Source organism: Shewanella sp. DNRA4 (assembly GCF_012843185.1).
GTDB lineage: Bacteria > Pseudomonadota > Gammaproteobacteria > Enterobacterales > Shewanellaceae > Shewanella > Shewanella xiamenensis.
On record NZ_JABAIP010000004.1, the window covers coordinates 156,340 to 178,881 of the forward strand.

21 protein-coding genes are annotated in these 22,542 nt (G+C 46.7%); 16 read left to right on the forward strand and 5 right to left on the reverse strand.

Features of this window, described 5'->3' with window-relative positions; all coding sequences use genetic code 11:
- Positions 1-65: 65 nt before the first annotated feature.
- A complete protein-coding gene (locus HG547_RS05875; protein WP_169547281.1) occupies positions 66-434 on the reverse strand; it encodes a hypothetical protein in 369 nt (122 codons plus the stop codon).
- Positions 435-687: 253 nt separating this feature from the next.
- The gene (locus tag HG547_RS05880; protein WP_169547282.1) at positions 688-1,620 is read right to left on the reverse strand and encodes a choice-of-anchor H family protein; all 933 of its coding nucleotides are present in this window, start codon (positions 1,618-1,620) and stop codon (positions 688-690) included.
- 360 nt (positions 1,621-1,980) lie between these two features.
- Here HG547_RS05880 and HG547_RS05885 point away from each other — a divergent pair, with 360 nt between their 5' ends.
- From HG547_RS05885 to HG547_RS05930, 10 genes are all read left to right on the forward strand, one after another.
- Positions 1,981-2,283 (forward strand): PepSY domain-containing protein, encoded by a 303-nt coding sequence (locus HG547_RS05885; protein WP_037423775.1) that lies wholly within the window; start codon positions 1,981-1,983, stop codon positions 2,281-2,283.
- 1 nt (position 2,284) lies between these two features.
- The gene (locus HG547_RS05890; RefSeq protein ID WP_099457224.1) at positions 2,285-2,980 is read left to right on the forward strand and encodes a response regulator transcription factor; all 696 of its coding nucleotides are present in this window, start codon (positions 2,285-2,287) and stop codon (positions 2,978-2,980) included.
- Complete coding sequence (locus tag HG547_RS05895) at positions 2,973-4,337, forward strand: ATP-binding protein (RefSeq protein ID WP_169547283.1); 1,365 nt, start codon at positions 2,973-2,975, stop codon at positions 4,335-4,337. Before HG547_RS05890 ends, HG547_RS05895 begins: the two co-directional genes overlap by 8 nt.
- A gap of 149 nt (positions 4,338-4,486) precedes the next feature.
- On the forward strand, positions 4,487-5,992 hold the full coding sequence (locus HG547_RS05900) for a DUF3300 domain-containing protein (protein ID WP_169547284.1): 1,506 nt from the start codon (positions 4,487-4,489) through the stop codon (positions 5,990-5,992).
- 436 nt (positions 5,993-6,428) lie between these two features.
- Positions 6,429-7,061 carry an alpha/beta hydrolase gene (locus HG547_RS05905; RefSeq protein ID WP_169547285.1) on the forward strand — a complete coding sequence of 211 codons (633 nt, stop codon included), beginning with the start codon at positions 6,429-6,431 and terminating at the stop codon, positions 7,059-7,061.
- 83 nt (positions 7,062-7,144) lie between these two features.
- Entirely contained in the window at positions 7,145-7,321 is a 177-nt protein-coding gene (locus tag HG547_RS05910) for a YezD family protein (RefSeq protein ID WP_052183974.1), read from the forward strand.
- 81 nt (positions 7,322-7,402) lie between these two features.
- Entirely contained in the window at positions 7,403-8,416 is a 1,014-nt protein-coding gene (locus HG547_RS05915; RefSeq protein WP_169547286.1) for a sulfate ABC transporter substrate-binding protein, read from the forward strand.
- Positions 8,417-8,478: 62 nt separating this feature from the next.
- Positions 8,479-9,303, forward strand: coding sequence for a sulfate ABC transporter permease subunit CysT (cysT, locus tag HG547_RS05920; protein ID WP_169547287.1), 825 nt, complete (start codon positions 8,479-8,481; stop codon positions 9,301-9,303).
- A gap of 4 nt (positions 9,304-9,307) precedes the next feature.
- Positions 9,308-10,159 (forward strand): sulfate ABC transporter permease subunit CysW, encoded by an 852-nt coding sequence (gene cysW, locus HG547_RS05925; protein WP_047535583.1) that lies wholly within the window; start codon positions 9,308-9,310, stop codon positions 10,157-10,159.
- A gap of 27 nt (positions 10,160-10,186) precedes the next feature.
- The gene (locus tag HG547_RS05930) at positions 10,187-11,254 is read left to right on the forward strand and encodes a sulfate ABC transporter ATP-binding protein (RefSeq protein WP_169547288.1); all 1,068 of its coding nucleotides are present in this window, start codon (positions 10,187-10,189) and stop codon (positions 11,252-11,254) included.
- A gap of 60 nt (positions 11,255-11,314) precedes the next feature.
- Here HG547_RS05930 and HG547_RS05935 read toward each other — a convergent pair whose 3' ends face one another.
- Both HG547_RS05935 and HG547_RS05940 read right to left on the reverse strand, forming a co-directional pair.
- The gene (locus HG547_RS05935; protein WP_169547289.1) at positions 11,315-11,791 is read right to left on the reverse strand and encodes a cytoplasmic protein; all 477 of its coding nucleotides are present in this window, start codon (positions 11,789-11,791) and stop codon (positions 11,315-11,317) included.
- Positions 11,792-11,865: 74 nt separating this feature from the next.
- Positions 11,866-15,552, reverse strand: a complete 3,687-nt coding sequence (locus HG547_RS05940; RefSeq protein ID WP_169547361.1) for an EAL domain-containing protein — start codon at positions 15,550-15,552, stop codon at positions 11,866-11,868.
- A gap of 563 nt (positions 15,553-16,115) precedes the next feature.
- Here HG547_RS05940 and HG547_RS05945 point away from each other — a divergent pair.
- The 6 genes from HG547_RS05945 (at position 16,116) to cyoE (ending at position 21,556) form a co-directional block, all read left to right on the forward strand.
- A complete protein-coding gene (locus HG547_RS05945; RefSeq protein ID WP_023266127.1) occupies positions 16,116-16,436 on the forward strand; it encodes a hypothetical protein in 321 nt (106 codons plus the stop codon).
- Positions 16,437-16,624: 188 nt separating this feature from the next.
- A complete protein-coding gene (cyoA, locus tag HG547_RS05950) occupies positions 16,625-17,653 on the forward strand; it encodes a ubiquinol oxidase subunit II (protein ID WP_169547290.1) in 1,029 nt (342 codons plus the stop codon).
- Positions 17,654-17,655: 2 nt separating this feature from the next.
- Positions 17,656-19,635 carry a cytochrome o ubiquinol oxidase subunit I gene (cyoB, locus tag HG547_RS05955; RefSeq protein WP_169547291.1) on the forward strand — a complete coding sequence of 660 codons (1,980 nt, stop codon included), beginning with the start codon at positions 17,656-17,658 and terminating at the stop codon, positions 19,633-19,635.
- 1 nt (position 19,636) lies between these two features.
- Positions 19,637-20,257, forward strand: a complete 621-nt coding sequence (cyoC, locus tag HG547_RS05960; protein WP_169547292.1) for a cytochrome o ubiquinol oxidase subunit III — start codon at positions 19,637-19,639, stop codon at positions 20,255-20,257.
- A complete protein-coding gene (gene cyoD, locus HG547_RS05965) occupies positions 20,257-20,610 on the forward strand; it encodes a cytochrome o ubiquinol oxidase subunit IV (protein WP_099457218.1) in 354 nt (117 codons plus the stop codon). Before cyoC ends, cyoD begins: the two co-directional genes overlap by 1 nt.
- A gap of 13 nt (positions 20,611-20,623) precedes the next feature.
- Positions 20,624-21,556, forward strand: coding sequence for a heme o synthase (gene cyoE / locus HG547_RS05970; protein ID WP_011718749.1), 933 nt, complete (start codon positions 20,624-20,626; stop codon positions 21,554-21,556).
- A gap of 109 nt (positions 21,557-21,665) precedes the next feature.
- On the opposite strand, the gene HG547_RS05975 is transcribed toward cyoE, so the two are convergent.
- The gene (locus HG547_RS05975; protein ID WP_169547293.1) at positions 21,666-22,415 is read right to left on the reverse strand and encodes a class I SAM-dependent methyltransferase; all 750 of its coding nucleotides are present in this window, start codon (positions 22,413-22,415) and stop codon (positions 21,666-21,668) included.
- Between the last annotated feature and the right edge of the window lie 127 nt (positions 22,416-22,542).

Genomic DNA, 22,542 nt, shown 5'->3' on the forward strand with positions numbered 1-22,542 from the left:
ATAACACCCCGCACATGCGCGAAACTTGTGCGTGTCGCAAGAGTCCTAAGTTCCAACTCGAGTTATTAGGGATGTACAGCAAAATACCACTTGTCCCTATTTGCATAAAATACCCAGTTTAGTTGTTTAGAAACCACGTAAACAAACAAGATGTCTGTAGTTTCTTGGAATTTTTTAAAATTCGACCAACTTAAAACGAATGAATCCTCTAAACGCTTTTGAATATTTGTTGATTTGTAAATCCGTACAAACGTTTCAAAGGCAAAAACCTGTTGTCCAATAAATTGTCCAAGACACTGATTAAACTCATCCTCAGTAATCCAACCATGATCGACAGAAATACTAGAATCTACAACTGCCCATTCAGAACTAGTTGGAAGTAAGTCTAAATCTTGTTCAGTGTTAACAATCTGAGTTAAACAAGAAAACTCCATCAGCTTGCCTCGTAAGCCCTAATATTTATATCGTGTGCATACACATACGCTTGGCAAAATCATTCACAACCAACTGTTTTATAAATTCATTTAAACAATAGCAAGAATCAAGCTGGGTAGAAAGCAAGCATATGATTTCTGCTGGTTTTGTTATAAACATTTCGAAGTAAAAAAGCAGCGCATCGATAGATACACTGCTTTTTAATTTAGTCGGTATTACTCAAGTATTAATTGTGATAATTTACATAAGATTTTATTTCAGAGTATTAATCCATTTTACACGATTACGGGCTGCCGCCAGCAACCCAAGGCCAAGCAGAGCAAAGAAAGAAACTGCGCCGCCTTCTTCGACAATAATTACCTCACCAGAGCTATCGCGGTCACGACTTTCTAGCGGCAAGGCATATAAGCCATCGGTATCATCGGCGCTAATAGTCGCAACAATATCGCTATAACCCACTTCATAAATATCAATTAATACATCGTAGTGATCCGTTTGATAGCCAGTGTAGAGGGTTGTCAGTACTTCGTAATCATCCTGAGTCGAGTCACCGTAGATGGTAAACACGTCCGTGGTGTAGTAATGCACCCAAGGACCACCGTTACGGCTGAGGTATAACTCGGCAAACAGGTCGGCGCGCTCATTAAGATATGCACCAAACACATCTACATCGAAGGTTACGCTAAAGGTTTGATAAAACCCATCGTAATCAAAGTCTTCAAACAAACGGCTGCTGGCATCAAAAATCGCAAAGCTGTGATAAATAGGGGCGCGATAGGGATCTTCAGTGGCGGCGCTTGAACTGGGGATCGGCTGACTCGTATGTTTGGCGATCACTTGTTCGCGAGTCATGGGAGTTGCACCCATCAATTGTACTCGCTGAACATTCGCACCTTGTGCCGAGAAGGACGGCGCCAGCGATTTAACCGCAGCGGCAGTAGCTTCCGCTACACTTTGAGCGGGAGCCGACTGTTGCAATAGGCTTAAGGCTTGCTGCTCTTGCTTGACGGCTTGCTCGGCATCGGTCTTTTTCATCATCCCAATACTCGCTGCACTAAAAGGCGCCAAGTTTGACTCGTCGCTCGGCTGCGCGCTCACCATTGTCGATGCCAGAAATGCACTGGCCAATACCACAGCCTTCACATACGTCGTGGTTGCGATAACTTGTTGTTTCACTGTGTTCATCTTGAATACCCCATTGGATAATCCGCTCAAATTGGTGACATTAGAGGGCACTCAAGGTGAACATAAGCTGAACATTAAAATCTGCTGTATTTCAGAGCAACACTACTGTTCAGCCTTAATTCATCTGCTGTGGTTAACACTGCTAATATGTCACAGGATATGACTCCTGATATGTAAAGAGGTTCGATGAGGATTAACTCGATAAAATCCCACGAATCACAGTGAATTTTAAAGGAATTGTGTTTACCAATTGGCTGATCTCTATGTGTTTGTTATGGTGATGAGGTATTCTTAGTCGACTCGATAAGCTATCAAGCTCGCCACTTACTTAAGATCGCCGAACCTGTACGGGTAACAGATATGAAACTTGGTTTGACACTGACCCTAGTCGCTTGTTTATGTGCCTCCTTTGGCTGCATAGCGGGCAATGATAAACACGATGATCGCAATCAATCGCGCGACCAAGGCGTTAAGAATGAGCAGCGCCGCCTTGTGGTGAATAGTCCAGACCAAGCCGTGGCTATGGCGCAGCGTCAATATCGAGGCAAAGTGCTCAGCGTGCAGTCGAGCGGCTCAGGCTATCGCGTCAAAATCCTCAATAATGATGGCCAGGTTTTTTCAGTTTCGGTGGATGCCGCCACAGGACGCGTGTCGAGGAATTAATATGCGACTCTTACTCGTTGAAGACGACGTAGCACTGCAAACCAACTTAAAACAGCACTTGCTGGATGCCCATTACAGCATTGATGTCGCCAGCGACGGTGAAGAAGGCTTGTTTCAAGCCGTTGAATATAACTATGACGCCGCCATTATCGATGTCGGTTTACCTAAACTCGACGGTATTAGCCTTATCCGCCGCATTCGCCAAAAAGAGCGCGCTTTCCCGATCTTAATTTTAACCGCGCGCGACAGCTGGCAAGATAAAGTCGAAGGCCTCGATGCCGGTGCAGATGATTATCTCACTAAACCGTTTCATCCCGAGGAGTTGGTTGCCCGCCTTAAAGCACTGATCCGACGCTCGGCAGGTAAAGCAAGTCCAATCATCACTAACGGTCCCTTTAGTTTAAATACCAGTAGCTTAGAGGTCCGCAAAGGGGACGAACTCGTTACCCTCAGCGGCTCTGAATACAAGCTGTTTGAGATTTTTATGCTGCATCAAGGTGAAGTGAAATCTAAAACAGCACTCACCGAACATATTTATGATCAGGATTTTGACCTCGACTCTAACGTTATCGAAGTCTTTATCCGCCGTTTACGCAAAAAGCTCGACCCCGATAACCAATACAATCTAATCGAAACCCTGCGCGGCCAGGGTTATCGTTTAAGAGTCATTGCTCCTGAGCAAGGTACTGATGAGTAAACGCGCGCTTGTCTGGCAGTTACTCAACTCCTTAAAGACTCGGCTCGTCCTCAGCGCGCTGTTGTTTATATTGGTGCTGCTGCCGCTGATTGGGGTCGCCCTCAATGACGCCTTTGCTGAACAGGTAAAGAGTGCCGCTAAAAATGAGCTAAGTGCCTATGTATATTCAGTATTAGCGGTGACTGAAGTCGAAAACAAACGGATTTTCATTCCTGAATTAGTGCTCGAGAACCGCTTTAACCTTATTCAATCAGGCCTCTATGCCATAGCCACCACCGAAGATGCGGAGCATAAACAGAGCATCGTCTGGCATTCGCAATCCTTTATGGGCATCACGCCACCAGCACAGTTCACCATTCCGCCAACGGGCCAAAGTGCCTTTGAGCAAATCGACCTCGCGGGCGCGCCACACCTTATCTATAGCTTTAGTGTGAGCTTTGCCAGCCTGAATGAAAATGTGCCAGTGACTATCCATATCATTAAAGATGAACATGAATTTCAGCAGCAGATAGCTCAATTTAATCAACAGCTTTGGACTTGGTTACTGATCTTAATTCTCGTGATGCTGATATTTCAGCTGAGCTGGTTGATTTGGACCATTAGACCACTGGCACGCTTTACCCAAGAGCTGCACGATGTGGAACAAGGTAAATCAACCCAGCTGAGCAGCCAGTACCCCAGCGAGTTACAGGCGGTGGCGAGGCAGCTCAATATCTTGCTCAATACCGAACAAACCCAGCGTAAGCGCTATCGCAATGCCCTTGCGGATTTAGCCCATAGCCTCAAAACACCACTGGCGGTGATTAAAAGTCAGGTGGATTTAAGTGAAGCCTCGAGCGAACAAGTGTCTAACATCAGTCGCATCATCAGCCACCAGCTTAAACGCGCCCAAACTGCGGCGGCCGCCTCATGGCATTTAGGGATTAAGGTTGATGAGGTGGCCAATAAACTGCTACGTACCTTAGCCAAGATTTATCGAGAACCGCAAATTAACCTCGGTGGCGAAATCGCTGAACAAGCGGTTTTTAAGGGCGATGAAGCCGATCTCACCGAGATTTTAGGTAACTTACTCGACAACGCCTGCAAAGCTGCCAAATCAACGGTCAAATTAACCGTCACTGGCGATGCTTATCAATTGCAACTTTGTATCGAAGATGACGGCCCAGGGATCAGCGAAACCCTGCAAACGCAAATCTTTGAGCGCGGGATCCGCGCCGATTCCTACCATCAAGGTAACGGCATAGGTTTAGCAATTGTCCGCGATTTAGTGGATAGCTATAACGGTCGAATTTCTGTTTCCCGCTCAGAAAATTTAGGCGGAGCCAAGTTTACCGTTAACTTTACCCATTCTGCTTAATCTTTTATTTTCAATATCATATATCGTTTTATTGGTAAGAAAATAAATCTACAACACGCTTTTGCCGCACAATATACTTTCAGCTTATGTTCATATTCACGCGCCTATGATGCCAATAACATCCGCAAATAGGATTATTGGAGCGAACCATGAACAGATTATATCGATGGAAATGGCTAGTGTTATCGGCGGCTTTAGTTGCTCTGCCTTTCACCGCGCCGACGCAAGCTGCGGGCGTATCCGTTAGCCAAGGTTCAAGTGCTTCATTGAGCCAAGCCGAACTCGAGCAGATGCTTGCGCCTATTGCCCTCTATCCCGATAGTTTGTTGAGCCATATTTTGATCGCCTCAACCTATCCACTCGAAGTAGTACAAGCGCAACGTTGGTTGGAAGATCATCCTAAGTTGTCGACTGATCAAGTGATGTCTCGCACCGAAGACAAGGACTGGGACCCGAGTGTTAAAGCACTCATGGCTTTCCCCAATGTCTTACAGAAAATGAGCGAAGATTTGGATTGGACCCAAAGGCTTGGCGAAGCCTTCTTGGCCGATGAGGCGCAAGTGATGGACGGTATTCAATCACTCAGACAGCAGGCGGATAAAGCCAACAGTTTAGCCAATATGGAGAATATGGCGGTAACTCGCGCCAATAACCAGATCATCATCGAGCCTGTACGCCGCGAAGTGGTATATGTGCCTTATTATGACCCCCGCGTAGTTTACGGTACTTGGCGTTGGGGTGTGGCCTATCCGCCTGTATATTGGGAGTTTGGCGGCTATGTTGGCTACCCTTACCGCCCAAGCCATAGCTACTTTTACTGGTCGCCTGGGATCCATATTTCCTTTAACTACTTCTTTAGCTCATTTCATTGGCATCGCCATAAAGTCGTCGTGATAGATCACCATCACTCCCACCATTATCGTCCACGGGAAAGGTACTCTGTCAGTCATGGTGCTCAACCTTGGAAGCATAAACCCGAGCACAGACGCGGCGTGGTTTACCATAATCCCGTGGTAAAAGAGCGCTACTACGCTGACAGCAAGTTCCGTGGCCGCGACTCCCACTCCAGTGGCAGCAGCCAGCACTTTACCAGCCAGTACTCGAAATCAAGGGAACACCAAGACACACGTTATAACCGAGACAGCAAGGGCTATGATAAAAGCCATGATAAGGATAGAGGCAATAACTTAAGCCGCGACAATAACTATAGCCGCGAGCGGGCGCCCAGCTTTCAGAATACTCAAGCCGAGTTAAAAGAGCGCCGCGTGGCACCGACGAACTCGGCGCAAACCAAAAGGGAAGGTTACCAAAAAGAGCGTAACGACAATGTCCGCAATGATAATCAGGTAAGGCAAATGCAGGCTAAGGCATCGCGGGAACAAGCTAAGGATATCTCACAAAGGCAGTACCAGAGTCGAGACCAGCAGCCGCGTAACGTCGAGACTCGCTCTCAGCCACAAAGACAGGAAGCTCGCCCCGAGGTAAGACGCGCCGAACCGCAACGTATCGAGCAGCCCCGTCAAGTACAGCCAAGACAACGGGAAGAAGTGCGAACAAGACCGAGTGAGTCGCGCCAACACATGCAGGCAGCACGCAGTGTGGAGCGTAATCAAAGCCGCTCGAATCAGAGCCAAGAACGTCGCCAACGGGAATAATTAACTTCAACTCAGGTTAAGTAATGGATAAATGCCATCAATACAGCAAAAAATTCAAGTAATGTCCCCTCAAACTTGCGTGTTGTACTGACAATAGGGCTAATTGATGGGTTAATAGTGAGTTTATTACAAGTCAATTCAATGCTGTGAGTGGTGCAACGATCTGTTTGATGTGCATTTATTATCCATAGCAGAAGTTAATTAAGCACAGCTTCCCGTTTAGTCCCACAAACAACTACCTTCTGGACATATTGTTGCGCTGGTGAGGACCAACCATCTTTCGATTAAGATCCTAAACTCATCTCATATTCCCAAATAAACTAAATCAACAGATTTTAATAACCCAAATTAGTTATATAGTCATAGAGAAGCCTAAAATGTGGCTTTATCGTTTTATGCGGTGAGGTTGTATCGACACACACTCGGAGGAAACAATATGACTACGTTATTAATAGTGCCAGGATTTGGTGGCAGCGGCCCCTTACATTGGCAAAGTTGGATTGCTCAAAAGTACACATCATCTTTATGGGTCAATGACTTACCCTTACTAGAACCAAAAATCCATATTTGGGCCGATGCAATATCCCGTGCAATGGATAACATCGAGGGGAAAATCCTCATTTTAGCCCACAGTTTTGGCTGCTTAGCCTCAAGTCTAGCAATTGCTCGTCATCCACAACGAGTAGTCGCGGCGATTTTAGTTGCACCTGCCTCACCAGAACGTTTTTCAGAAAATGGCCATATTTTGCCCGAACACGATGATACGCCGACAATTAGGAATTTATTACCGAAACAAACACTTGGTGTCACAGGTCTAGTGATTGCCAGTGAAAACGATCCTTGGATGCCTTTCAATCAAGCAGCTTCATTGGCCAAATCCTTTGGTTTCCCGACCATTAACCTAGGCTTAAGTGGCCATATCAATGTGGATTCAGGGCATGGGCAATGGCCACTGATTGATGTTCTGGTAGGTAATTTTTTGTTTAAAAATGAAAATGTGCCACCAATGCCATCCATAAACATAGCTCAGGACAAAATCACACCACACTTATTTCAAAATGGAATATAAAATCACAAAATATACCTTTTTAGTTATCAACGTTACCCTATAATCATCGTTATGGTGTCAAAAACCACTAAATGAGGGCATCAATGGCAACCAAAGAAGAGTTAGAGCAAACCTTAGTTCCAACGCTGCTCAACAACCTTGAAAAATTACTCGGGCGTATTGAGTTTGGAACGGTGGAATTAACCTTTCACCATGGGAAATTAGTCCAACTAGAAAAGAAAGAGAAATTTCGATTAGACCAATTATCCCAATCGAAGTAGCTGTAAAAAGATAATTAGTGACAACCCAACATCGCTGACCGGTCCACCGGAAGCCTTATTAAATAATATGAGGATTTCGGTATGAATATTTTATCTCACCTACAAAAAGCAACACTCACCTTAGTTTTGGTCTCAGCTAGTTTCCTTACCCTCGCTGAAGATACACTATTGAATGTTTCCTATGATCCAACCCGTGAATTCTATCGGGAATATAATCAACTCTTCAGCCAATATTGGCAAAAACAAGGCCATAAAACTCCTACCGTTCGTCAATCTCACGGTGGCTCAGGCTCGCAAGCTCGCTCAGTTATCGATGGCTTAGAAGCAGATGTTGTCACTCTAGCATTAGCCTATGATGTTGATGCATTGAGACAAAAAGCAGATTTAATTCCTGAAAATTGGCAAAGCCGCCTCCCGCATAATAGCTCCCCTTACACTTCAACTATTGTGTTGCTAGTACGTAAAGGAAATCCCAAGAATATCCATGATTGGAATGATTTAGCCCGCAAAGGTGTAGAGGTTATTACCCCGAATCCTAAAACTTCGGGCGGGGCACGTTGGAACTACCTCGCCGCTTGGGGTTATGCACTGAAGCAATACGGCTCTGAAGAAAAAGCATTAGAGTTTGTCACGCAGATTTATAAAAACGTACCTGTACTCGACTCAGGCGCCCGCGGTGCAACCAATACTTTTGTACAACGACAAATTGGTGATGTTTTTATCGCTTGGGAAAACGAAGCATTTCTGGCTGTCGAACAACTAGGTAAAGGGGAGTTTGAGATTATTGTCCCGAGTGTCAGTATTCTTGCAGAGCCACCCGTCACTATTGTCGATAAAAATGTTGATCGCAAAGGAACTCGCAAACTGGCAGAGGCCTATTTGGCTCAGCTTTATTCTGATGAAGCGCAACATCTTGCTGCAAAACACTTTTATCGCCCAGCTAATCCAACCATTTCTAATCAATATAAGGATAAGTTTCCCCAGTTAACCCTATTTACTATTGATGACGTCTTCGGTGGCTGGAACAAGGCACAACAAACTCATTTCAATGATGGTGGTTATTTCGATGCCATTTTAAGCAAAATCAGTAAATAAACTTAGTGCGGTTTCGTCCACGAGAAACCGCTTATCTACTTGATTCACCATGGAATAAGAATATGAGTAAGGCAGCTATGAAATCGGTTTTGCCAGGTTTTGGTATTACCTTGGGCTTCTCAGTTTTATATTTAAGCCTCCTGTTTCTACTCCCTGTGGCTGGATTGCTCCTGTTTACGCTGCAAATGAGTTGGGCTGATTTTTGGGTCGCTATTAGTCATCCTCAGGTTGTAGCCTCCTACAAACTATCATTTGCGGCGTCTTTTATTGGCGCCACGATAAACGCTGTCTTTGGTACGTTAGTCGCTTGGGTGCTTGTGCGCTATCAGTTCTTAGGTAAGAAAGTCGTTGATGCTTTGGTGGATCTCCCGTTTGCATTACCCACTGCAGTGGCTGGTATTGCATTGGTTACGCTCTATTCAACCACGGGTTGGGTTGGCCAATATCTATATTTATGGGGCATTAAAGTCGCCTACAGTGAGATAGGCGTTGTTATTGCGTTAACTTACATAGGCTTGCCCTTTGTAGTTCGCACCGTTCAACCCGTTTTAGCCGACTTTTCTAAGGAATTAGAAGAAGCCTCTGCCTCCCTTGGTGCGAGTCGATTCACAACGATAAAACGAGTCATTTTACCTGCAGTATTGCCTGCATTATTGACGGGTTACGCCTTAGCGTTTGCCAGAGCCGTGGGCGAATATGGTTCTGTGATTTTTATCTCAGGCAATTTGCCCTATCGCACCGAAATTACTCCGCTACTGATCGTCTCCAAAGCTGAGCAATATGATTATAACGGTGCCGCCGCCATCGGCGTAGTTATGCTCGCAGCCGCATTCATCTTATTGTTAATCATTAATAGCCTACAGTGGTGGGCGAGTAAAAGAGGCTAACTGAATGAACACGTTATCTCCGGCAACCAACCACGCCACCACAGAAGCACCTTGGATAAAGTGGAGTTTGATTGGCCTTGCGTTAAGTTTTCTCGCGTTATTTTTAGTTCTACCCTTAGCGGTCGTACTCTACGGGGCTTTCGAGGCTGGTATTAATGTTTGGTGGCAAGCAATCACAGATCCTGACGCGCTTGCAGCCATTCGCTTAACGTTACTGGTATTAATTATTGTTGTACCAACCAATGCCATTTTCGGCGTAGCAATCGCTTGGGCTATTGCTAAATTTGAGTTTAGGGGAAAAACCTTACTGATCTCGATTATTGATATGCCCTTTGCCATCTCACCTGTCGTCGTGGGATTGATTTTCGTAATCCTCTTCGGTGCCCAAGGATGGTTTGGACCTTGGCTCGCTGCCCATGATTTAAAGGTCATATTTGCCGTCCCAGGAATCATTATTGTCATTATGTTTGGCACTTTACCCTTCGTGGCGCGCGAATTGATCCCACTGATGCAACAACAGGGCAAAGATGAGGAAGAAGCCTCGCTAACCTTAGGCGCCAATGGTTTGAAAACCTTCTGGTACGTCACGCTACCGAATATTAAATGGGGTTTACTCTACGGCGTGATCCTCTGTAATGCCCGTGCAATGGGCGAGTTTGGTGCGGTCGCTGTGGTGTCAGGTCGCATTCGCGGTGAGACCAATACTATGCCGCTACATATAGAAGTGCTCTACAACGAATACATGTTTACAGCCGCATTTGCAGTATCGTCCCTGCTCACAGGCTTAGCACTGGTGACTATCGTGCTCAAAAGCATGGTGGAGTGGAAAGATGAACGTAAACATAAAACCCACTAAGCGCACTACTTTATTGAAGAGACCACTATGAGCATACATATCCAGCAAGTTAATAAGCATTTTGGTAACTTTGTCGCGGTTGACTCTGTGAACTTAGAGATAAAAACAGGCGAGTTAACAGCCCTGTTAGGTCCATCTGGCTCAGGCAAAACAACATTATTACGTATCATTGCCGGACTCGAGCAGGCCGACAGCGGAATCGTCAAATTCAACGGTGAAGACATTACCACTCAACATGTGAGTGAGCGTGGCGTCGGCTTCGTATTCCAACACTACGCCCTATTTAAGCATATGACTGTGTTCGAAAATGTGGCCTATGGACTGACGGTCAGGCCAAGAAAAACACGCCCAAGCAAGGCGGAAATTGCCGAGAAGGTGCATTCATTACTCAAACTCGTCCAATTAGATTGGACCGCTGATCGCTATCCATCACAACTCTCTGGAGGGCAAAGACAACGCATCGCCCTCGCACGCGCATTGGCGGTAGAGCCAAAAGTCCTACTGCTTGATGAACCCTTTGGCGCACTTGATGCAAAAGTCCGCGCTGAATTACGCCGTTGGCTCAGACGCTTACACGATGAAATCAATGTGACTACGGTATTTGTCACCCATGATCAGGAAGAGGCACTCGAGGTGGCAGATAAAATTGTAGTGATGAATAAAGGTCGTATCGAGCAGCAAGGCACACCAGAAGAAGTCTATGACACCCCAAGCAATCCCTTTGTGTATGAATTTCTGGGTAACGTAAATCTATTCCACGCAAGGGTAAAACACGGCCATAGCACTATCGGCAATATTCATATTCCCTCACCAGAACATGCGGAGAGAGAAGAAGAACAACAAGGTTTAGCCTATGTACGTCCACATGAAATCGAAGTTTTAACCCAACCAACGGAAAATGCTATAAAAGTTAACTTAGATCTAGTAACCATTGTCGGCCCAGTTGCACGATTAGAAGTGTTGACCGAAATCGATGAGCAACTGATCCACGTTGAACTGTCCAAAGTGCAATTTAAACAGCTCGGGATCAGTAAAGGCGATAATGCTTGGATACAGCCGCGCTATTCCAAAGTGTTTCTAGGAGAGGGTATTTAACGGTTTAGAGTGTGTCGCAAAAGAGCGCGAAGATTCGCGCTCTTATTGATAGCTCAGTCGTTAAAACTTTAGGGTCAAGGACTGGCCTTCACCCATACCTTGCCACTCGATGGTAAGCTCCATTATCTCATTGATAATATGCTCAAAATCAGATTCTGAAATCTCAGGCACGGCTAATTTTCGGTTACTACAGGCCTGCTCAAGTAAATAGATAAATCCCGCATAGCTAGGCGCGTCGGCCGACCACAACAATGATTGCAATGCTTCGACGATCGATTCGGTTTGCCAAATGTCAGTTTTATCAGCAACCGCTAAAGAAGCTTCGTTATGCTCAAGGGTGAAATTGATATCGGCACCAGCACGTATTTGTGAGAAGAATGCCCCCTGAATCCGCAGGCGTTTTTCAACGACGTAGTGAATCATATCGTGGGGAGCAATCCCCTGTTCAGGCATCTGAGTTTGTGTGGCACTACCATCCATGCGAACACAACGTAATTGAGCGTAACGGGTCGAACCTTTAGTGAAGATAACTTGCATAGCGCTGTCCTTAATGTATCCATGTCCGATCGCCAGACTGACTCAAGTATAGTGCTAAATGGATAAAAAACGGCCTAAAAATTGCGTTCAATAAAACGCAAACAATCATCGGCAGATAAGGGTTTACTGAAATAATATCCCTGCACCAGATCGCAACCCATGCTCGAGAGCAACACCAATTGTGCCTCGTTTTCCACCCCTTCAGCCACCACGGTTAACCCTAACTCATGGGACATCGAAATCGTGGCCGCGCTGATTGCCGCATCGTTTGGATCATTTTCAATATCCTTCACAAAGGATCGGTCTAACTTTAGCCTATCGAGGGGGAGCAACTTCAAGTACGAGAGTGACGAATAGCCGGTGCCAAAATCATCAATTGCCAATTCAATCCCATATTGACGCAACTCGGCCAGCAACTTGGCATTTTGCTCAGGATACTGCATGGCGACACTTTCAGTGATCTCAAGCTCCAATGCTCCCTTGCCAAGATCATATTGAGCTAACACATTGATAATATCAGCAACTATGGTCTCTTTACGCAGCTGATGCGCCGACAGATTAACCGCCATTCGCAAGTCTTTCGCGCCCTTTTTACGCCACTGCGCCAGTTGTGCGAGTGCTTGCTCTAATACCCATTGGCCGATGGGGATAATCATGTCGATCTCCTCGGCAATAGGAATAAAGCGATCGGGAGCAACCAATCCCAATTCAGGATGCTGCCAGCGGATCAACGCCTCAACACTCACCATTTGTCCGGTGTTGATATCGATCTGCGGCTGATAATGCAGCAGTAACTCATCACGGGCAATGGCTTGCCTGAGCCCAGTTTCAATTTGCTGGCGCTCAGTCACTAAGGTATTCATTGCAGCGGTGAAAAACTGATAGTTGTTTCGTCCCGCCGCCTTGGCGCGGTACATGGCCATATCGGCATTTTTCATCAATGCCTCAACACTGTCACCATCGGTTGGGAACAGGCTGATGCCTATGCTAGGTGATGAATGTAGGGGCTTGTTATCTATGATGTAGACTTGATTCAAACCGCTGCGCAAGGCTTCCGCCACCTTAGCGACGCTATCGTGATCCGTATCGGACAACACCACGACAAATTCATCACCGCCTAAGCGCGCGACGATATCGTCACTGCTTACAATACTCTTTAAGCGCCGCGCCACTTCGAGCAACAACATATCGCCGACATGATGTCCTAGGGTGTCGTTAATATTTTTGAAATGATCCATATCGATAAACATTACGGCAATCTGGGTTTGGCTGACAAAAGCCTCCTGAAAAACCATCTCCAAACGCGATTGCAGACTCAAACGATTCGGTAGCAAAGTTAAGGAATCATGATGCGCTAAGAAGTGAATGCGTTCCTCATTCACTTTGCGTTCGCTGATATCGGTAAAACTGCCGATGTAATGGCTGATTGCCCCAGTTTCGTCGCGAACCACAGACATCATCAGCCATTTCGGGAAATCATAGCCATCTTTGTGGCGATCCCACACTTCTCCTTGCCAAAATCCCGTTTGCTCAAGCGCAGCTCGCACTTGAGCATCAATGTTTTTATCGGTTCGAGCGGCTTCAATAAAACGACAGTTTTTACCTATGATTTCATCCCTTGAGTAACCAGTAATTTGGCTAAAGGCGCTATTAACATCCACGATGACGTCATTGGCATCGATAATAGTGATACCTTCCCCACTTTGCTGGAATACCTGTGCCAGCAAGTTAACTCGGGCAATAGTGCGCTCTTGCGCGGTAATATCTTCCACAATAAACAGGATAAGCGGCTCACCATTAGCTGCGGCTACTAAGGAGCCATTCAGTCTGACGGCTACTAGCTGTCCGTCTTTATGCCGATAGTGCTTCTGATAAGGACCATAACGGCGTGTTTGCTTGAGGCGTTCGAGCTGTTCAGCCTCAGTCACTTGGTAACGAATCGGGGTAAGCTCCCAAGGATCAAGCGCTTGAAGCTCCTCTAGTGTGTAGCCCGTAATTTCAGTAAATGCTTGGTTAATGGCGACAAAGTGCCCATCCTCAAGACGTTTTAAAACATGGCCAACGGGTGCCTTATCGAATAGGTTACGGTATTTTTCTTCGCTCTCGACGAGGGTGGCTTGAAATGCTTGATTACGCGCAATCTCCTTCGAAAGTGCCATAGTTTTTTCTGCCACTTTATCCTCAATCCGATGACGCTCACCGGAAGAGATTAATGTCACACCACTCACAACGGCACAGGTGATAAAGGCTAAAAGTAATAGCAACAGTGACAGACTGTAAGATTCACCCATCAGTTGAGCATACGACTCGTAAATCACAATATGCCATTGCCTATCGGCAAGCGTTAAGTGGGCCTGATAGTATTGGCCTGTTTTATCGCTATGTAACTTACCAGAAAAGGTAGGAAATTCTTTCTGACTATTCGCATAGAGCAAGGCTCCATCAGCACTCATATCCGTTAGCCGCCAATGCAAACCTTTTACCTGTTCGACTTTATTGATGATGCTTTGGATATCGATCACCGCCGAACAAAATCCTTTAATGTTACCAACGCGATCGAAAGAAGGCACCAATAGTAGCGTGCCTCCAAGGCCATGAGGATCTTCAGCTAATTGGATTTTGCCTGTGATGACCGGCGCAAGCGTTGATCTCCCTTTTGCTATGGCTGCCGCCCTCGCAGACTCGCTGTTGAGATCTAATCCAAGTACGGCGCGACTGCTATACATAGGTTGCACATACTTAACAGGCACAAGCCAGCCGTCGGCGTTTGGTTTGCCCCCCTCTAAATATTTGATATTGAAAGGTCGCCCCAGCTCAGCTGTGGTTGCAGACTCAAAACTCTGTTTATCGCTCGCCGCAATCAATGGTGACCAAGCCCAAGCCTTAAAGCCATCTAATTGGAGTCGATTACGTTTACCGAACTGAATAAATTCATCTTCCGTGACTATTTCACTGTTATCAAACAGGCTGGCAAGGGCAACTAATTGTTGTAGATTGGTTCCCTGAAAAGTTTCCACACTACTGATAATCGCATTGGATTGAATTTGAAACTTATCCTGCAGTTGCTGCCGCTGGTTCATATCTGCGTAATAATAAATCCCCACGCAAAGTAAAAAACCAATCACCAAAGGTAGTCCTGTTTGAATCCGCCTTGAGCGCCAAATGGGTCGCCTATCAAACACTAATATGGTTAGCGGGATAAAAATGACCGCTCCAAGGAAATCGCCCATCCACCAATTGAGCATACTGGTAACGAGATCCGAACTTGGAATCATGCCGTAAACTGCAAGTGCAGCATTACCCAATAGAGAGGCAATAATACAACCAGCACTGAGACTAATCATTGATTTAATAACAGTTTCTGGTTTATCAAAGGTCAGTAAAGGATCGATGTATCGAATAATTCGAGCAGATATAATGGTCTGTAGTAACGTGCCCAAGGCAATACTGACGGGCAACCAACCGAGATGTAGTTGCCCACCAATATTAATATTAATCAGCAATGCCCCTATAAAAACCCCAATCCAAGGCGCATATGCTTTCCATAAAAGACAAGCAGCGATTGCTATCCCTGCCGCGGGCCAAATTGCCGCAGAATATCCGGGAGGTAAGGCAATCATCAAACCCATTTTACCGACAATAAAGTAGGCTAAGGCTATGAATAAATTGACCTTAAAATAGTGCACAAATGCGTTGATATTTAATCCCTTGTAGTAATTGGGTTGATAATCAGAATGGGCCCATAATGCCTTAATCTGCAAATCAATCTCAAGAGTAGTCAAACCGTTAGCTCATTGGGGGGTTGAAAGCCAAAGCGGTACCATGATGTAAAAATTATTTTTACGCTGTCTAACCAGTTAAACTGCCACAAAACACCCTAGGGTGATAGCTATGCTTTATTGTAGGATTCAGCATTGAATATCGGCAAGGCATCACTAAAATCAGAAACTATAAACAACCAACTCGGCAAATAAGCGCGCTAAACGACTCACAGTAAAGCCAAGACATTTGCATATCTTCATCACAATTTCCACACAGAATGCGAGTGAAATCAGTTTATTTTTAGTTAAATATGTAACCACCATGTTTAATTATGGTTTTAATTAAGGTTTTTTTAATGCAAAAGCCCTTTTGTGACCTAGATCTACTTTCAATCAATCCCCGCTTCTTGTTATCCTCCCGCCCGCACAAAAAAGTTGCAGCTTGAATTTTTATTCAGCCAACAATTCTTCTCGCTTAACGCTGGACCTGTTAATTGAAATTCGCACTCAGCCAATTTTGCGCTGAAGGATTGAATCTCGTTGCGAGGTTATCCCACTTCAGCATGACAAACTTAGCCCTGATTTTTGGGTTACTGTTTGTGCTGCCCGCAGCTGACTTAGTGTCAGTGATGGTCGGCGGCTGCATCGATATTGGCGAATTAATCACCCTGAGCGATGGATTTTTAATCGAGTTTTTCGGCGCCACGCTGCTGAGCATTTTGCTGCTCAATCCCCAGATTATTAAGCAATTGTGGAATTTGTTCGACAATGGCTTCAAGTTTTTCAACAGCTTAGATTTAACTAATGCTGCCCTGTTTTTAGCACCCCCAAGGCTAAAATCCCTCGAGCACCTTGCGCACGGTTGTCGCGCCCCACCATTGTAACTCTTTGTTTTAAAATTCAAATTTAGCATTAAGCGCTGAAAGTCGATCTTCAATCTCGTATTGAGGTGGCAGGCACTTTTGTGCCACGCTCGAGCCACTTTCGGATTTGCCTTCGGATAACGCCGCTCAATGCTACTGCCAATCTCTCTGGGCAGAGTTGTAAACCTTAGGGTTAGAGGAATCTTCCTTTGTTAATTCGAAATTTAAGTAAAGTAGCATTCGCGGCGCTTGCCCTGATGCTCGCAGGCTGTGATGGCGGCGTATTGGATCCCAAGGGCCAGATCGGTGCCGATGAAAAGCACCTGATCATCATCGCTACCCTACTCATGCTGATTGTGGTTATCCCCGTGATCTTTATGACCTTGTTCTTCGCATGGAAATACCGTGATGGCCGAGATCAGGAGGTTTACGCCCCTAAATGGTCCCATTCAAGCGCGATTGAAACCGTGGTTTGGATTGTGCCGATAGTAATCGTCGTGATTCTAGGGGTGATTACCTGGGGCTCGACCCATGATCTCGACCCTTACAAACCACTCGAACACCAGGCCAAGCCGATTACGGTTGAAGTGGTTTCTATGGACTGGAAATGGTTATTTATCTATCCAGAACAAGGCGTTGCATCGGTAAACGAACTGGCTTTCCCAACCAATGTACCGGTGAACTTTAAGATCACCTCTGATACCGCCATGAACTCTTTCTTTATCCCGCAGTTAGGTAGCCAAATCTACTCAATGGCTGGGATGACGACTAAGTTGCACCTGATTGCCAACGAACCCGGTACCTATGACGGTATTTCCGCTAACTATAGCGGCGCAGGTTTTGCGGGCATGAAGTTTAAAGCCATTGCCACGCCAACGGCCGCCGACTTCGATGCTTGGGTTGCCAAGGCAAAACAACAGGCGACTAAGACCTTAGACTCTGCGACTTACCAAGCCTTAGCACAGAAGAGTGAAAACAATCCTGTTGAATACTTTGGCTCAGTGAGTCACGGCATGTTCGATCAAATCGTTATGCAATACATGCACATGGACTCAAACGAGCACATGGCAGGCCATGAAGGTATGGAACACATGAGTGCCGACCACAATATGGCTGGCATGCACCACGATATGGCGCATATGGCGAGCGACCAGAAGATGGCCGACATGGAAAGCTCAACCCATTCTGACACTTCATCAACAGAACACTCATCCACTCACCCAGTGGAGGCGGAGTAATCATGTCTTTTCTCGGTAAATTAAGCTTAGATGCGATCCCGTATCATGAGCCTATCATCATGGTGACCCTTGCGGTTGTTGCTGTGATAGGCCTGTACGTCGCAGCCTTGATCACTAAACACAAAAAATGGGGCGTGCTTTGGCACGACTGGTTAACCTCGGTTGACCATAAACGCCTCGGTATCATGTACATAGTGCTTGCCTTCATCATGCTGATCCGCGGTTTTTCCGACGCCATCATGATGCGTACTCAACAGGCACTGGCCACCAATGGCGCCGCAGGTTATCTACCGCCTGAACATTACGACCAAATCTTCACTGCCCACGGCGTGATCATGATTATCTTTATGGCGATGCCATTTATGATCGGTCTAATGAACTTAGTGCTGCCGCTGCAAATCGGTGCCCGCGACGTTGCCTTCCCCTTCTTGAACAACCTCAGCTTCTGGCTTACCGCCTCGGGCGCCGTGCTGATCAATATTTCATTGGGTTTAGGTGAGTTTGCTAAGACGGGTTGGGTGGCTTACCCGCCCTTGTCTGAGCTGGCTTACAGTCCGGGCGTTGGGGTCGATTACTATATTTGGGCACTGCAGATTTCGGGGATAGGGACAACCTTAACCGGGGTCAACTTTATCGCGACTGTGCTTAAGATGCGCGCTCCAGGCATGAAGCTGATGCAAATGCCCATCTTCACTTGGACTTGTACTTGGGCCAACATACTGATCGTGGCATCGTTCCCGATCCTGACCGCCGTTTTAGCGCTATTAACACTCGATCGCTACATGGGTTTCCACTTCTTCACCAATGATGGTGGTGGTAACGCCATGATGTATATCAACCTGTTCTGGGCTTGGGGTCACCCTGAAGTGTACATCCTGATTTTACCTGCGTTCGGTATCTTCTCGGATGTGATTTCAACCTTTACGGCTAAGCGTCTGTTTGGCTATTCCTCAATGGTATGGGCCAGTGGCGCGATTTCGATCCTCGGCTTTATCGTGTGGTTACACCACTTCTTCACCATGGGCTCAAGTGCCAACGTCAATGCTTTCTTCGGTGTGATGACCATGGTGATTGCGGTCCCGACTGGGGTAAAACTGTTTAACTGGTTGTTCACCATTTACCGCGGCCGCCTGCGCTTAACAGTGCCAGTGCTGTGGACCTTAGGCTTTATGGTGACTTTCACCATTGGTGGTATGACGGGCGTGTTATTGGCCGTACCTGGCGCCGACTACGTACTGCACAACAGCTTGTTCCTGATCGCTCACTTCCATAACACCATTATCGGTGGTGCTGTGTTCGGTTACTTAGCCGGTTTTGCTTACTGGTTCCCGAAAGCGACGGGTTTCCACTTAAATGAGCGTTTAGGTAAAGCGTCATTCTGGTGCTGGCAAATTGGTTTCTATGTGGCCTTTATGCCGCTGTATGTACTCGGTTTTATGGGTATGACTCGCCGTATCAACCACATTGATAACCCAGCATGGAACCTGTGGATCTATATCGCTGCCGTGGGTGCTTGCATCATCATGGTCGGTATCATTCTGCAATTCGTGCAACTGTACGTGAGTATCCGTGACCGCGACCAAAACCGTGACACCACGGGCGACCCATGGAATGGCCACACGCTGGAATGGTCAACCGCATCACCACCGCAGTTCTACAACTTTGCTAAGTTGCCACAAGTGTCTGATATCGATGCCTTTACCGATGCGAAAGAAAAAGGCAGCGCCTATCAACGCCAAAAGCACTATCAGCCAATCCACATGCCGAAAAATACCCCTAGCGGTATCTTAATGGCGCTGGGCATTACTGCCGCGGGTTTTGCTGCGATTTGGCACATTCTGTGGCTCGCGATTGTGGGCATGGTGGGCGCGTTTATCGTGTTCTTATTCCGTGCTTATAACAACGATGTCGACTATTACGTTCAACCCGATGAAGTGGCACGCATTGAAAATGCTCACTTAAACAATGTAGTAAGGGGCTGATATGAGTGTTGCAATCCCAGCTAATATAGAAGTTGCTCACGCCGAGGAGCACCACGAGCACCATGATACGGGTGGCAACACTCTGTTTGGTTTTTGGCTCTACCTGATGACCGACTGCATCCTGTTTGCATCGGTATTCGCTACTTACGCCGTGCTCTATATGAACACCGACGGTGGCGTTTCGGGTAAAGACATTTTCGAACTGGACTTTGTGCTGATCGAAACCGCAGCCCTGCTGCTCAGTAGTATTACCTATGGCTTTGCCTTGATTTTCGCTAAGCGTCACAACAAGGCGGCAACCCTCACTTGGTTAGCTATTACCTTTGCACTGGGCTGTGTGTTTATCGGCATGGAAGTCTATGAGTTCCATCACCTGATCGAACATGGCAACGGTCCACAACGCAGCGCCTTCCTGTCATCTTTCTTCACCTTAGTGGGCATGCACGGCTTGCACGTGACCGCAGGGTTAATTTGGATGGCAATCATGATGATTGAAGTCGCCAAAACGGGCTTAGGCAATCGCAGTATCACTCGCCTGAGCTGCTTAAGCTTGTTCTGGCATTTCCTCGACATCGTGTGGATTTGCGTATTCACCGTTGTGTACTTATTGGGAGCACTGTAATGGGCGCACATACTCAATCCCAGCATAATAGCCATGATCATAGCCATGGCGCAGACGATCTGGCCGCCAGCATCAAGTCCTACTTAGTCGGTTTTGTGCTGTCAGTGGTGTTAACTGCCATCCCATTCTGGGCGGTAATGACCCATCACTTCGAGCAATCGACAACGCTTGCCATCGTCGTTGTCACGGCACTGGTGCAGATTTTGGTACACCTTAAGTACTTCCTGCATTTGGACTTCTCTAAGGAAGGCAAGATCAACACCTTCTCCTTCCTATTTACCGCACTGATCATCGTGATGGTGGTTGGCTTGTCGGTATGGATCATTCTCGAAGCTAACGCTTTGATGATGTAACGAGACACAGCAAATGAACACACAAGCTAGATTGACATCGACGCAATGGAAAGCACGCTTCAAAGGGTATGTTCAGGTGACTAAGCCTGGCATCATTTTCGGGAATCTGATTTCCGTTGCTGGCGGCTTTCTATTGGCCGCGAAGGGCGATGTGGATCTGGTCTTGATGCTGGCAAGCTTAGTGGGATTATCCTTAGTCGTCGCCTCAGGCTGCGCGATTAATAACTGTATTGACCGTGATATTGACGCCAAAATGCAGCGCACCTGCAAACGCGTCACCGTCACGGGCGAAATCCCCCTAAGCCATGTCTTGCTGTTTGGCATCGCCTTAGGCGTGCTTGGATTTGGTATCTTAGCCTTGTTCACCAATGCCTTAGCCCTGCTGTTTGCCGCTATTGGTTATGTCGTTTATGTCGGGATTTATAGCCTCTATATGAAGCGAAACTCGGTTTACGGTACCTTAGTCGGCAGCTTTTCGGGCGCAGTACCGCCCGTGGTGGGCTATTGCAGCGTAACGGGGCAAATGGATATGGGCGCAGTGATTTTATTGCTGATGTTCAGCCTCTGGCAGATGCCACACTCCTACGCCATCGCGATTTTCCGTTTTAATGACTATGCAGCCGCGAAGATCCCCGTGCTGCCCGTCGCCGAAGGGATGGCCAAGGCGAAGCACCATATAGTGCTCTATATCGCAGTGTTCGCCTTGGTCAGCACCATGCTGCCACTCGCAGGTTACACAGGCACCGCCTTTATGGCCGTGACCTGTGCCACCAGCCTCTGGTGGCTAACTATGGCCCTCAAAGGTTATCGTCAAGATGTGGATATGCCACGTTGGGCCAGACAAGTGTTTGGTTTTTCAATTATTACCATCACAGCACTCAGTGTAACCATGGCGCTGGATTTTCAAGCGGTCAGTCAAACCCCACTGTTTACCTTAGTGCGATAAACATAACCTTTATTCAAAAACAAAAGCGCTAACCTAGGTTAGCGCTTTTTTATTGCCTTAATCCTCAATAACTAAGGGACAAAAGGGCGTTAAAAATGGATGGCGAGCACTACTTCATTGCCGATTTTATATAGACATCGAAGCGGTTTTTCTTAGTTTCGATAACCATGCTGGGCTTAACGCCGGCGAGGTCTTCGGCATAATCGGGGCGCTTCACCACAACACGCTTATTGGCTAAGGCCATGGCGGGGGCGAGCAAACCGTCTGCATCAAGATCCGCGCCGACTAAGGTTTGGAAGACTCGCATTTCTTTTTTTACTAAGGCTGATTTGTCACGGTGGGGGTACATAGGGTCGAGGTAGACGACATCAACTTCTTGCTCCAATTTTGCGAGTGCTTCGAGGCTGGAACCATGGAAAAGCTGCATACGTTCACGCATCCAGTCGCCGATTTCGGCATCTTGATAGGCGCGGCGTAGACCGTCTTCTAATAATGCGGCCACCACAGGATGGCGCTCTACCATAGTCACAGTGCAGCCTAAACTTGCCAGCACAAAGGCATCGCGGCCGAGGCCCGCAGTACCATCGACCACTTTTGGCGTAACGCCCTGCTTTAACCCAACAGCCTTGGCAATCGACTGACCACGACCGCCACCAAACTTGCGTCTATGGGCAACCGCGCCAGTGACAAAATCCACCACTATGCCATCGAGCTTAGGCTCATCACGCTTATGTAGCGTCAAGGTGTCTGATTCAAAACGTAACTCAAATGGCGCATCGACATCAAAAACCAGTTGCCAGCGGGCACAAATGTCCACAAGTGTTGGAAATTGCTGATTAAAAAAGACTGGAATAGGCAAAGGGATCACTGTTTAACGGGTAGAAATTGCGGCCATTATGCCAAAGAACCGCCTTGATGAACATGCAAGCAAATCACCTTGTTTGTGAGTATTAAGTTGTTGGTCAATTTGTCTCACTGCTCCAATA